The 13,335-nt window shown below is 48.7% G+C and carries 6 protein-coding genes and 1 pseudogene; 5 read left to right on the top strand and 2 right to left on the bottom strand.

The features are described 5' to 3' along the window. The first annotated feature begins 138 nt into the window (after positions 1 to 138). Positions 139 to 285, top strand: coding sequence for a hypothetical protein (locus AQR02_RS32255; RefSeq protein ID WP_159067687.1), 147 nt, complete (start codon positions 139 to 141; stop codon positions 283 to 285). 206 nt (positions 286 to 491) lie between these two features. Here AQR02_RS32255 and AQR02_RS04160 read toward each other — a convergent pair whose 3' ends face one another. Further along, positions 492 to 1,370, bottom strand: a complete 879-nt coding sequence (locus AQR02_RS04160) for a YiiG family protein (RefSeq protein WP_245237102.1) — start codon at positions 1,368 to 1,370, stop codon at positions 492 to 494. Positions 1,371 to 1,589: 219 nt separating this feature from the next. Here AQR02_RS04160 and AQR02_RS33515 point away from each other — a divergent pair, with 219 nt between their 5' ends. The 4 genes and pseudogenes from AQR02_RS33515 (at position 1,590) to AQR02_RS04185 (ending at position 10,043) form a co-directional block, all read left to right on the top strand. Then, positions 1,590 to 1,841, top strand: a complete 252-nt coding sequence (locus tag AQR02_RS33515) for a response regulator (protein WP_245237104.1) — start codon at positions 1,590 to 1,592, stop codon at positions 1,839 to 1,841. Then, positions 1,823 to 2,866 carry an ATP-binding protein gene (locus tag AQR02_RS04165; RefSeq protein WP_245237106.1) on the top strand — a complete coding sequence of 348 codons (1,044 nt, stop codon included), beginning with the start codon at positions 1,823 to 1,825 and terminating at the stop codon, positions 2,864 to 2,866. The genes AQR02_RS33515 and AQR02_RS04165 overlap by 19 nt, the downstream gene beginning before the upstream one ends. A gap of 106 nt (positions 2,867 to 2,972) precedes the next feature. Then, positions 2,973 to 8,679 (top strand): annotated as a pseudogene (locus AQR02_RS35440) (HAMP domain-containing protein). Between the two features lie 188 nt (positions 8,680 to 8,867). Continuing rightward, positions 8,868 to 10,043 carry a sensor histidine kinase gene (locus AQR02_RS04185; protein WP_054939513.1) on the top strand — a complete coding sequence of 392 codons (1,176 nt, stop codon included), beginning with the start codon at positions 8,868 to 8,870 and terminating at the stop codon, positions 10,041 to 10,043. A gap of 92 nt (positions 10,044 to 10,135) precedes the next feature. On the opposite strand, the gene AQR02_RS04190 is transcribed toward AQR02_RS04185, so the two are convergent. Further along, positions 10,136 to 13,335, bottom strand: a 3,200-nt coding sequence (locus AQR02_RS04190; protein ID WP_159067688.1) for a M14 family metallopeptidase, incomplete at its 5' end; no start/stop codon positions are given.

Consider the following 13,335-nt stretch of genomic DNA (forward strand, 5'->3'; position numbering starts at 1 on the left):
ATCAGTTAAACTAAGAGATGATACGGGTTTCAGAAAGTCAGTTGCTCTCTTTGAGAAACTCCGGAATCAGACAACCTCCGACCAACTGGACAAGTATCTCAATTTAATGAATCAAATACTGACTAGGGAGGATTCAAAATGAAAAAGATATTTTCGCTCACCCTGTTTGTAATCGCACTGCTTGGGGTCAATGCTGCGGCAGCTAGTGCGGATGGTGTGTCTACCAGCCTGGCTACAATACCAAGCGGCATTATTGTACCGCTGGGACATGGAGTAGATCATTAAATAAAATATCCATTAAAGAGCCTCTGCACCGAGCAGGGGCTTTTTTCTTTTGGTGAATGTCCTGAAAGTGGGCGCCAAGATGACGGGCAATTGGAGAATCTCGCTGTAAACCTTGACCGAACCGCAAGTTCACTAGCGTTTATCCATATTTATGAAGAAAGGACAGGGCAAGTGCTCCCTGTCCTTTCTTCACTTGAACGATCAATTTAATTCATTTCATTATACCGTTCGATTGCCTTGCTTAGCAGATAATTGAAATTTTCAGGTGTACCGTCTGTAGTGTGCAGGAACTGGCCGTTCAGGTCAGAATCAGATACAGGTTCCTTTTTATTGATACGTTCAATAATTTTGGAAGCGGCCGCTTTTGCCTCAGTGGCTGCATCCACGTAATTCCCGATACTGAAACTGTTAACCCCTTCTTTTTGAATTCGTTCCTTGTCTTTGGAGATGGTCATGAGCGCATTCAAGTCTGCGGTCATCATGTCGTATTTCACTTTAAACTTCGCCATATCAAGCTGCAGCACATTGCCTGCGGTGATTCTCTGTTCATCCATTTCAATGGCCGTAGCCTCAGCATCGATCATAAACTTCAAGGCATTATACCGGATCTGCTGGTCTGCATCCTTGAGTTTTTGCAGTTCAGCCTGACGCTGCTCGTTACCCAATTTTTGCAGAGCCGTGAAGTATGGGGTGGCGACAGACTCGTAAGCGAGATTGGCATTTACCAGCCTGGTATGCAGCTGTTTTCCTTTTGCGAAATCATCATCCACGTAGCCTTTTGAATCATAGTAGGCTTTCATATCGTCGAGGACGGACAACAAATCTTTGATGACGGGTGTCAGTTTGGTCACTAAGGGGTCCGCATTTGCCAAAGCAGGCTGGTTTGAGGTATAGCTATTCGCTTTATCAATAACCTCACGCTCCGTTTCAGCAACGTCAAGCATGATGAAGCTGAGGTTTTTTTCGATTACAGGCTGTGTATCCACTCCGAACTTTTCGAAATAATGAACCAGAACCTCATTGATCCGACGTGTCATCAAGTTATTCAGCAGGATAATGGCAATAACGAATGATAGTTTTCTCAAAATAGGGCTCCTCCGACTAAATCATTTATCGTGCTTTTCTTTTGTTCAATTTTAAAGTGATTTGCTGAGTAGGTCTTGAGACTTGAGTAGCAAATTTTTGTAATAAAAGTTAGATGCGAATTATGAGTTTCAGCGTTTACAGAAGTGGGTATATAACCTTTGTTTTTGAAATAATAAAGTTACAGCCAGCAAGCCATAAGTTGGAAGGTGAGGGACGTCATGAATTTTCCAGTTAACATCCTGCTCGTAGACGATCACCCGGAAAACCTGGTTGCCATTGAAGCGATTCTGAGCGGAGAACCCTACCATCTGGTTCGGGCTTATTCCGGGATGGAAGCTTTGCGGTGTCTATTGGAAGAGGAGTTTGCTGTCATTGTCATGGACGTGCAAATGCCGGAGATGGACGGGTTTGAGACAGCCGGTATCATCCGGACCCGGGAGAAAATAAATACGTGCCAATCATCTTCATGACGGCAACCAGGAATACCCAAGAGAATATCTTTGCCGGTTATTCGGTCGGTGCAGTGGATTACATGACGAAACCTCTCGTTCCGCAAATTTTCAAATCCAAAATTGAGGGTTACGTCAGCATGTATGAAGCTAACAAAACCCTTCAGATCCAAAGCGAAATGTTAAAGGAACAAACGAAGCAGATGGAGAAAACGAACCAGGCGCTCAGCAAGGCCAAGGAAACGGCTGAAATTGCCTCACGTGTAAAATCGGAGTTTCTGGCCATGATGAGCCATGAAATCCGCACTCCGCTAAATGGAATTATCGGCATGTCGGATTTGCTTCTGGCCTGCGATTTACCTGAGGAATATGCTGAGATGGCGGGGATTATTCACAAGAGCGGCAATGCACTGCTCTCTGTGATCAATCACATCCTGGATTTTTCCAAAATCGAATCCGGAAAGATCGAACTGGAAGAGGCGCCATTCTCTCTACAGCACTGCCTGAATGAAACGATTGATTTGTTTACAGCCCAAACCAGGGAACGGAACCTGGAAATGGTATTAATGGTCGATCCCTTATTGCCATCCTGGATCATAGGAGATATGAATCGCCTCCGTCAGGTGTTGAATAATCTTGTGGGCAATGCTGTGAAGTTTACACCTGAGGGCAGTGTATACATAATGGTTAACAAGCTCGCCGAGACGTCGGATTCGCTTACGCTTGAATTTATTATAAAGGATACCGGAATCGGTATCCCTCCAAGTAAGATACCTGAACTATTTCAGCCCTTCTCCCAGCTTGACGCCTCAACTACCCGTAAGTTTGGAGGCACGGGGCTTGGATTATCGATCAGTAAATCCCTGATCGAATTAATGAGAGGCACGATAAGGGTAGAACCGTCGGATGAACCCGGTGCAACGTTCATTTTTACGGTTGAGGCCAAGCCTTACTTGAACCCGGACTCCTTCACTCAGTCTCCGGACGAGCCGGGTCTGAAGCCCGTGAGAACGGATATTACGATCAACAGCGATACTAGGCTCTGATTCGTATCCTGACCGGTTCTTGGCAAGGTTTACGGTCAAGCGATTTGGTTAGAGATGACCAATCAGAGTATTCAAATTATTTGAAGCAAAAGGGGCAGGGTTGAGGATGAAGGATCAAAACCAAACTAACGAGAAAAACGATGATCAAATTGACGCTGGCGAACTGCTCAACGCCTTAATGGCCATGAAGAAAGGCAACTTCTCCTACAGAATGCCTTATGACCGCACAGGTGTAGCCGGCAAGGTAGCAGATACATTTAATGAAATCATGGATATTCAGGAAGGTCTGGTCCATGAAGTCCAGACTGTAGCCAAAGTTGTCGGGAAAGAGGGCAATCTTTCAAAAAGATTTGTGCAGAAAAATTTAGGCGGATCATGGGAAACCATCACGGATTCATTGAATGGTCTGGTCATTGACCTGATTCAACCTACGAGCGAAATGGTGCGGGTAATTAACGCCGTGGCCAAAGGGGACCTGTCCCAGAAGGTGGAGCTGGAAATCGAAGGCAGACCGCTCACCGGAGAATTCCAGAGAACGGCAAGCAACATTAACATGATGGTGAATCAGCTCAGCACCTTTGCCTCCGAGGTTACCCGGGTGGCGCGCGAGGTCGGTACGGAAGGGATTCTGGGCGGTCAGGCAGACGTAAAAGGTGTTTCGGGCACCTGGAAAGACCTGACGGATAGCGTAAATTATATGGCTACGAACCTCACGGATCAAGTGCGTAACATCGCGGCGGTAACAACGGCTGTAGCAAACGGGGATCTGTCGAAGCAAATCACGGTAAATGCCCGGGGAGAAATCCTTGAACTCAAAAATACGATCAACACCATGGTGGAACAGCTCTCCATGTTCTCGTCCGAGGTCACGCGTGTGGCGCGTGAGGTCGGCACGGAAGGCAAGCTTGGCGGTCAGGCGGATGTTAAAGACGTATCCGGTACTTGGCGGGATTTAACCGAAAGTGTAAACTACATGGCCTCCAACCTGACTAATCAGGTGCGTAACATTGCGGTTGTTACCACTGCGGTTGCAAACGGCGATCTTTCGAAGAAGATTACAGCTGATGTGCAAGGTGAAATCCTGGAACTTAAGAACACGATTAACACGATGGTGGATCAATTGTCGACCTTTGCTTCTGAGGTTACCCGTATGGCGCGCGAGGTCGGTACGGAAGGGATACTCGGCGGACAGGCGGATGTAAAAGGCGTCTCCGGCACATGGCGGGATTTGACCGAAAGCGTAAACTATATGGCGTCTAACTTAACCAACCAGGTGCGTAACATTGCGGAAGTGACAACCGCCGTGGCTAAGGGTGATCTGTCGAAGACGATTACGGTTGATGCCAAAGGCGAGATCCTTCAGCTGAAAAGCACGATCAATATCATGGTGGATCAGCTCAGCAACTTCGCTTCCGAGGTTACGCGTGTGGCGCGGGAGGTTTCAACGGAAGGGATTCTGGGCGGTCAGGCTGACGTTAAAGGCGTATCGGGTACATGGAAGGATTTGACGGATAGCGTTAACTTTATGGCCGGTACACTGACCGATCAGGTGCGTAATATCGCCGAGGTGACCACTGCGGTTGCAAAAGGCGATCTGTCCAAGCAGATCACGGTGAATGCGAAAGGAGAAATTCTTGAGCTTAAGAATACCATTAATACGATGGTGGAGCAGCTCTCGACCTTCGCTTCCGAGGTAACGCGTGTAGCGAGGGAGGTAGGTACGGAGGGGATGCTGGGCGGACAAGCCCAAGTTAAAGGCGTTGCGGGTACCTGGCGCGATTTGACCGAGAGCGTAAACTACATGGCGTCTAACTTAACCAACCAAGTGCGCAACATCGCCGTCGTAACTACAGCCGTAGCAAACGGCGATCTGTCCAAGAAAATCACGGCGGATGTACAAGGGGAAATCCTCGAGCTCAAAAATACGATCAACACGATGGTGGACCAGCTCTCCATGTTCTCCTCCGAGGTTACGCGTGTGGCGCGAGAGGTCGGTACGGAGGAAAACTGGGCGGACAGGCTCAGGTTAAAGGGGTCGGCGGAACCTGGAAAGACTTGACCGAGGGCGTTAATAACATGGCCCGGAATCTTACGGACCAGGTGCGGAATATTGCGGACGTAACGACGGCGGTAGCAAAGGGCGACCTGTCCAAGAAAATCACCGTTGACGTAAAAGGCGAAATCCTTGAACTGAAGAATACGATCAATACGATGGTGGATCAGCTCTCAACCTTCGCCTCCGAGGTTACACGCGTAGCGCGCGAAGTAGGTACGGATGGGAAACTCGGCGCGCAAGCGGAAGTGAAGGATGTCTCCGGTACGTGGAAAGATTTGACCGATACGGTTAACTACATGGCCAGCAACCTGACGATTCAAATGCGTAACATAGCCGGTGTTACAACGGCGGTAGCGAACGGGGACCTGTCCAAGAAAATTACTGTTGACGTTAAAGGCGAATTATTGGAACTGAAGAACACGATCAATACGATGGTGGATCAGCTGAATTCGTTCGCCTCTGAGGTTACGCGTGTGGCGCGGGAGGTCGGTACAGACGGTAAGCTGGGCGGACAAGCCCAGGTGCGCGGCGTCGGAGGGATCTGGAAAGACCTTACCGATAACGTTAATATTATGGCGACCAATCTGACGGATCAGGTGCGCGGTATCGCCAAGGTCGTGACGGCGGTAGCGAACGGTAACCTGAAGCAAAAACTGACTGTGGAAGCCAAAGGCGAAATCGCCGAGCTGACGGATACCATCAATAATATGATCGAGACGCTGGCTACCTTCGCAGATCAGGTGACTACCGTGGCACGTGAGGTAGGTGCTGAAGGAAAGCTTGGCGGGCAAGCGAACGTTCCGGGTGCAGCCGGTACTTGGCGCGACCTCACCGACAACGTTAACTACATGGCGAGTACGCTGACCACCCAGGTGCGCGCCATCACTAACGTTGCAACTGCGGTAACGAATGGCGATCTGTCACGTGCTATCGACGTATCCGCATCCGGAGAAGTCGCGACGCTCAAAGACAACATCAACGAAATGATCCGGAATCTGAAGGAAACGACCCGTATCAATACGGAGCAGGACTGGCTCAAAACCAATCTCGCCAAATTCTCACGGCTTCTGCAAGGGCAAAGAGATTTGTATGCGGTCAGCCGCATGATTCTGTCCGAGCTGGCTCCGCTCGTGTCCATGCAGCACGGTGTCTTCTATATCAATGAACCGTCCGGCGGTGAACCGGTGCTGAAGCTGTTTGCCAGCTATGCTTACCAAAGCCGCAAACATCTCGCGAACGAATTCCGTGCCGGGCAAGGCTTGGTCGGCCAATGCCTGATCGAGAAACAGCGGATCCTGCTCACCAACGTACCGGGTGACTATGTTGTGATCTCGTCTGCTTTGGGCGAAGCTACACCTCTCAACATTATTTTACTGCCGATTATTTTCGAGGATCAGGTGCTCGCGATTCTGGAACTTGCAACCTTCCGCCCGTACAGCGATATCGATATTGCATTCCTGGATCAGCTTACCGAATCGATCGGAATTGTGATTAACACAATGCAGGCCAACCAGCGTACAGAGGAGTTGCTGATCCAGTCGCAGTCCCTTACCGAAGAGCTCCAAAAGCAGCAGATGGAGCTGCGGAATACAAATGACGAACTCGAGGATAAGGCGAAGCTGCTCGTCCTGCAGAAAGCGGAAGTGGAGAGCAAGAACCATGAGGTCGAGGTGGCCAAACGATACCTGGAGGAGAAAGCGGAACAGCTTGCTCTCACCTCCAAGTACAAATCCGAATTTTTGGCCAACATGTCGCATGAACTTCGTACCCCGCTGAATTCTTTGCTGCTCCTGGCAGAACAGCTAGCCGAGAACCCGGATGAGAATCTTCATGAGATTCAGGTGAAGTTTGCAAAGACGATTCAGGACTCCGGACTCGAATTGCTAAACCTGATCAATGATATTCTGGATCTGTCCAAAATCGAATCGGGCACGATTACGCCGGATTATAGTGAAGTATCCTTGGCGGAGCTGACTGACGGGCTGGACCGTACCTTCCGCCATATGGTGGATGCTAAGAAGCTCGAGTACCGGATCAAGGTAGATCCCGGCTTACCGGCCAGAATAATATCAGACTTCAAACGGCTTCAGCAAATTCTAAAAAACCTGCTTTCAAACGCCTTTAAATTCACGGAACAAGGACAGATCATGCTCCAGATCCGGAAGGCGACCGAGGGTTGGCATCCGGAGAATGAATCGCTGAACCGGGCCAAAACGGTTATTTGCTTCTCCGTAAGTGACACGGGGATCGGCATCCCGCATGAAAAACAGCAGATCATTTTCGAGGCCTTCCAGCAGGCGGACGGCAGCACCAACCGGGAATATGGCGGAACAGGCTTAGGGTTAGCAATATCCCGTGAGATAGCCGAAATGCTGGGCGGGGAAATCATCCTGTACAGTGAAGTGAACAAGGGAAGCGTATTTAATCTGTATCTTCCGACTGAAGCGGAATTCACGGAGCCGGAAATCAAAAAAGCGCATGTTCCGGAAGTGATTGATATCACTCCGCCTAAACGCAGAAGCAGTCTGGTCAAACCGGCGGAGGAAGCTTTACTTGACGACAGGGATAACCTTGAGCCGGGAGACCGCATATTCCTGATTGTTGAGGATGATCAGAAGTTCAATGAAATCATTCTCGATCTTCTTCACAAAAGAGGAATCAAAGCTGTCATTTCATCCAGCGGCTATGATGCACTGGAGCTCGTTCATAAGTATAAGCCAATTGCTATAACGCTGGATCTGCATCTTGGCGGGGATACCAACGGCTGGATGGTACTGGAGCAGCTGAAGAGCGATATCTATGTGCGGCATATTCCTATTTGTGTCATGACCGTGGACGAGGAAGAGGTGCTCCTGCTGCAGAAGGGGGTTCACGATTACTTCCGGAAGCCGGTAACGAACGAAGAGCTCGAGAATGCACTCGACCGTTTGAATCAATTCACCGACAAGAAGGGCCGCAGTCTCCTGATTGCTGTTCATGATGAACAAGAGCGCAAGCAAATCATCGACCAGCTGAGCAATCAGGATATCAAGCTAACGGTAGTCGACACGGGACGTAAAGCTTTAAATCAGATCAATAATAAAGATTTCGATTGTGTGGTTCTGGACAATAACTTGCCAGATATGAATCTCATCCGGTTTATCCGGGATATGCATAAGAACGCCAAAAACAAAAAGTTCCCGTCGTAGCCCGCCTGAGCAAGAAGCTGACAACCGCTGAGGAGAACGAGTGGGATGATTTGGTCAAGATGGCGGTCATCAAAGAGGTGAAGTCAAATACTCAATTGATTGACGAAACAACCCTCTTCCTGCACCTGAAAGCGGAGGACCTGTCATCCGACTTAAGGGATAAGCTGGTTAAACTATATAGTTCGGATGAAATGATCGAATCTAAGAAAGTGCTTGTAGTGGATGATGATATCCGCAACATCTTTGCGCTTACCTCGATTTTGGAGCGTCATCATATGAAGGTCATTCCTGCCGAGAACGGCCAGGATGCCATTGATCTCCTGGAACAGACACCGGACATCGAAATCGTGCTAATGGATATCATGATGCCGGGAATGGATGGTTACGAAACAACCCGGGCGATCCGGGAAAAGGCAGAATTCAAGAACCTTCCTATTCTTGCACTTACGGCCAAAGCCATGAAGGGAGACCGGGAGCTGTGCCTCGAAGCCGGCTGCTCGGATTACATTACCAAACCGGTCAACAGTACGCAGCTGTTATCCATGATGCGGACTTGGCTGGACAAATAACCCATAGGCTTCACCAGCAAGCAGCACTTCTGCCAATTGTGGAGAAGTGCTGCTTTGTATTTTTATAGAGCTTATGTTTAAAATTTGAAGTAAAATAGGATGAAGTGAGTAATGTGGAATTGTTGTTTTTTTGAAGGAGGAAAATATACACATTTATTGAATATAAACAACAAAGAGGGAGGATAGAAATGGCACATAGTGAAAAGGAATTGCGAACGTCATTAATCCTGGCTGTTTCAACCATTTTGGACAGGCATTATCACTCTGTTACTCTAAAAAACATTCAATCCGCCTGGTTTGTAGAAACTTATAAGGAACTGTTAAACACATCATTCAGTACGACATTCATTTGCATGATCGACGCAATGTTCCTGGATCCCTTAGATTATGGCCGGTACCTGGATACACAGGAAAAAGAGGGGATTCAGCAAGGGAATTACACTGCAGAAATATTCGGTGATCATTTTGATATTCTGCTTGAAATGAGTAAAGATTTAAACTTAACCGCTCAGAATATCATGTTTACGATCATTGATGAGGTTGTGGATGATTCCGCAAACCGGTTGTTTTTCTATAATCGCTTAATGGAAAGCAACTGGACCCGCTTTAGTGGTTTTACCCTGGGATATCTGTCAAATAAAAAACAACTGATTGACAGTTTACATGAACAAAAAATTGCTGTAATGGGGCAAATGGCAGCCGGCATGGCACATGAAATCCGTAATCCGCTGGCTTCAATTAAAGGATTTGCCCAGCTTGTTAATAACAGGCTGGCTGAACCTGAGATCAAGGCCAATGAATTGCGTACATACATGGACATAACGATTAAAGAGATTGATACGCTGAACGGGCTAGTAACGGACTTTCTGCTATTGTCCCGAAAAGGAGATAGTAAGAGGGATAGCGGCGTGATTTTTAATGTTATAGAGGTTATACATAGAGTTAATAACATTGTGAATCAACTCATTCTAAGTGATGATATTGTTCTTTCAGTGGATTATTCCGCAGAAACAGTACTAACGTTTGGAAGCGCTTCTCAGCTGGAGCAGGTATTCCTGAATATCTTGAAAAATAGTATAGATTCCTTCACAGCATGCAAAGGGAGAATACATATTACGATTAAGACCGCGGCTAAGACAAACAAAATTATCCTGCTCTTTAAAGATAACGGGGAAGGAATTCTGCCCGAGAAACTAAAGCGGATATTCGATCCTTTCTTTACTACCAAGCAAAAAGGGACCGGTATCGGCTTATCAATCTGTAAACAGTTAATCGAAATGTATGGAGGGCAAATTAAGGTGGATTCAGAAGTGCAGGTGGGAACCACCGTGAGCGTTACTTTGCCTTGGGTATGTGATAAATAAAAATGTGTTATTAACGGCAAACAGGGATGTCATCAGCCACTAGCGGGCTGGAGACATCCCTGTTCACATTTACTTGCAATTATGCATTCGGTTTATGGCAGGCTGATGATGTTGCTGATAATGACAGCGGCTTGGGCACGGTTTGCAATTCCTTTTGGCACAAACGTGCTATCCGTCATGCCCTTTACAATTCCTTCCTGCGTAAGCAGCGCTACCGCGTTTTTACCGTAGGAAGCAATGCTGGATTTGTCCTTGAAGTTCGCCAGTATCGCATCCGTACCGGTAACCGATTTGCCTTTGAACTTCGTCAGGGCATTCGCGGCGATAATCGCCATCTCTTCCCGTGTGATAGAGCGGCTGGGTTCGAACTTGCCGCCGCCTACACCACCCACCAGACCATTCTGGACACCGGCAGCAACGTAGCTGTAGGCCCAGTCAGTGGTCTTCACATCACTGAAGGTAGCCGCTGCATTCTCTACCGGCAGGTTAAAGGCACGGACGATCATGGTGATGAATTCGGCACGGGTCACTTCTTTAAGCGGTGCGAACGAGTTGCCGCCCACACCCTGAAGGATGCCTTTAGCGGTTAATTCTTTGATAGCCGATGCGGCCCATGCTACATTGCCAAGATCGGTGAAGCTTACTGCCGGAGCTGGTGTAGCTGACGGCTGAGGTGCAGGCGGAGCAGGTGTTGCCGTTGGTACCGGTGTTGCGGTTGGCACAGGTACGCTTGTACCCGGAACAGCCGGTTCCGGCTCAAGCACACCATTGTCCATGCCGTCTTCATCCGTAGCTGCCGGAGCGGAGGCATAGATCGCATTGGCCAGTAAGCGGAACTGGTTCTGCGGGTGATATTTATTGAGCAGATCGTTTGCGAACAAGGTCACATGAATGTTATCTGTCTGATAATTCAGGGCCAGCACTTGACCCTTAGCAGCATCGCTATTCGGCCACCAGCCGGCTTTGAAGAAATCCTCGCCTGTTCCGTATTCCGCCAGTACTTCAGCGCCTTGGGGAACAGCCGTGATGTAAGCAGCAGAAACAGTATACAGGTATTCATTGTCTGCATAAGGAGCCGTTATTACGCTGTCCTGTGAGACGTTCGCTTGGAACAAGCCTTCATGTGCTGCAGCTCTATTCGCTTGGTTCACCGGATTGGCATAGTCCAGACCCGGTAAGATATTCAGGGATTTGATACTGCCCAGCATTGTGCGTCCATATCCGATGAACGGTTTACCGCTGGCAATCAGGCTCGTGCCTGCATTGACCAGCACGTCTGCCGCCGCCGTATCGGTAGTCACTTTGAATCCAAGATCGGCTAAAATGAAGGAAGGTGCTCCGGCAATGCCTACATTCGCCGGCTTGAGCAGCTTGCCGGTCTTGTCTCCCGAAGTGCTGAAAGGCACAAGGTCGAGCAAGTATTTGGAAGCCACTGTTCTCAGATTGGATCTGGAGACCAGGAAGCTGCCTTTTTCATATCCGGCTCCATCATTAGAGAGCAGGGTTACCGCTTTGTGGTTCGCAAGCAATTCGTTAACTGCTTTGATCGCATCGTTGTTGCTGTTGCGGATGACGTAATTTTGCGCAAAAGCATACTGATCCAGGTTAGTTGCCGGAATGACGACGCTGCTTACCTGCTGGGTCTTGCCAGTGAAGGCACCGGTGCTCCGGCTGATGTAGCGGTCGAATCCGCGCATATCCGCAAAATTCTGTACGGTGTCGGAATACATCGCATCAAAGTCAGAGACATCCAGGCCGTCATACAGAACCAGGTTGGCATAGCCGCGTTTGGCCTGATGCATGTTCACCACATAGGTGCCGGCCGGATATGTGACTCCCTCCACGCTTACCGGTGTGGTTGTCTGCTCTACCTTTACTCCGTTACGAAGCAGGTACTGCACCATTTTGTACGCTTCCAGTTCGTTCTTTTGCAGGTCTTTGCCTACCGGAAGCACATAATACTCAGGGAAGAAGTTCGCATCCGCCGTCTCACGCTCACGGCCGATGGTTTCATATTTGGCATTTACCAGATACGGATCAACCTCTTTGTGATCTTCATTGTTAATTCCGCGTTTGAAAATTTCCAGCTGGTTCAGGAAGAGTTCTTCTTTATTGTCCTGCACATAGCTGGTTGCAGCCAGAGTTGCGTAATAGAAGGCATCGAGGGAATCTTCATTCAGCTCGGGCACCTCTATGGTATGTCCAAGGGCACCCTGATGCATCGCATAGACTGCGGTGTAGGCCGGGGAAGCATCATCCCATCCGGTGGCATTGCCGTAAGGATTAGCATAAGCCGGGTCATTCTTTAATTTCTCGGCTTCCAGATAAGGAATGTGGTACGCATCATATTTGGTATTGGCGATCCCGGCATTACCCATGGCTGTAGCCTGTTCAAGCATATTGTCCATGACCAGGTCGTATTCGATGTTCGGATCATGCGGCGGTGTACAAGGCTCGATCAGGAAGCCGCTCACGAAACCGTGCATATCCAGGAAGCTCAGCGGTGTCCACTTGGCGATTTGTGCTGTGACAGCCTGGGTCTCCGGCTGTGTCTGGTAGGAGTTGTCCCGGTTCGGGTCGAGCAGCGTTGAAGTCGCGCGTGTGTTCAGCGCACGTCCATCCGGATTCTCCACATAATCCAGCAGAAAAATCACATTGTCCAGCGCCTTGTCGATGTCCAGTGCTACCGGAACCACGTTACCGTTCGCATCGGTTGTATCATAGTTGACGATTTTCTGGGTCATCAGTGTATCCAAAAACTTAATAATGACATCTACGCCATTGGCTTCATCGGCATGGATATTGTTCAGCCAAATCGGAACTTTATAATCCTGCAACTGGCCGTTTTTGATCATCTCCTGCAATGCGGCAGGATCATTGTTCATCAGCGGCAGTGTTTCATTCAAATATTGGTCTACGGATGCCTTGTCCTTAGCGACGATGGAGAAGTGGATCGCCCGTCCCTGTGTGGACGTACCGATCTGCTGATATTCTACATAACGGCCGTATTTATTGTTGCTGTCAGCCGTAATTCTATCGATCGCCGGTTTGATTTCATTATATGTATGATAGGTATCATACGGGTTCAGCTTCACCTGCTGCTGTGCCAGCACCTCGCCGGCAGGAGCGGTCGCTGTCAGGTTGTATACTCCGGCAAGCTTGACATACTCGGCCCGGATGCCGCTTAGGGACAGATTGGAGCCGAAAGGCATATCGAAGTATACCAGAGCGGTTACCGTTGTAGGAGAGGAAGGCTCATAGGTTACTTTTACGAACGGATCTCCCGTATATG

The organism is Paenibacillus ihuae (assembly GCF_001368795.1).
GTDB lineage: Bacteria > Bacillota > Bacilli > Paenibacillales > Paenibacillaceae > Paenibacillus_AQ > Paenibacillus_AQ ihuae.

Coding starts and splice junctions, on each gene's coding strand:
- AQR02_RS33515 (WP_245237104.1), top strand. CDS start 1,590: ATGAATTTTCCAGTTAACATCCTGCTCGTAGACGATCACCCGGAAAAC.
- AQR02_RS04185 (WP_054939513.1), top strand. CDS start 8,868: ATGGCACATAGTGAAAAGGAATTGCGAACGTCATTAATCCTGGCTGTT.
- AQR02_RS32255 (WP_159067687.1), top strand. CDS start 139: ATGAAAAAGATATTTTCGCTCACCCTGTTTGTAATCGCACTGCTTGGG.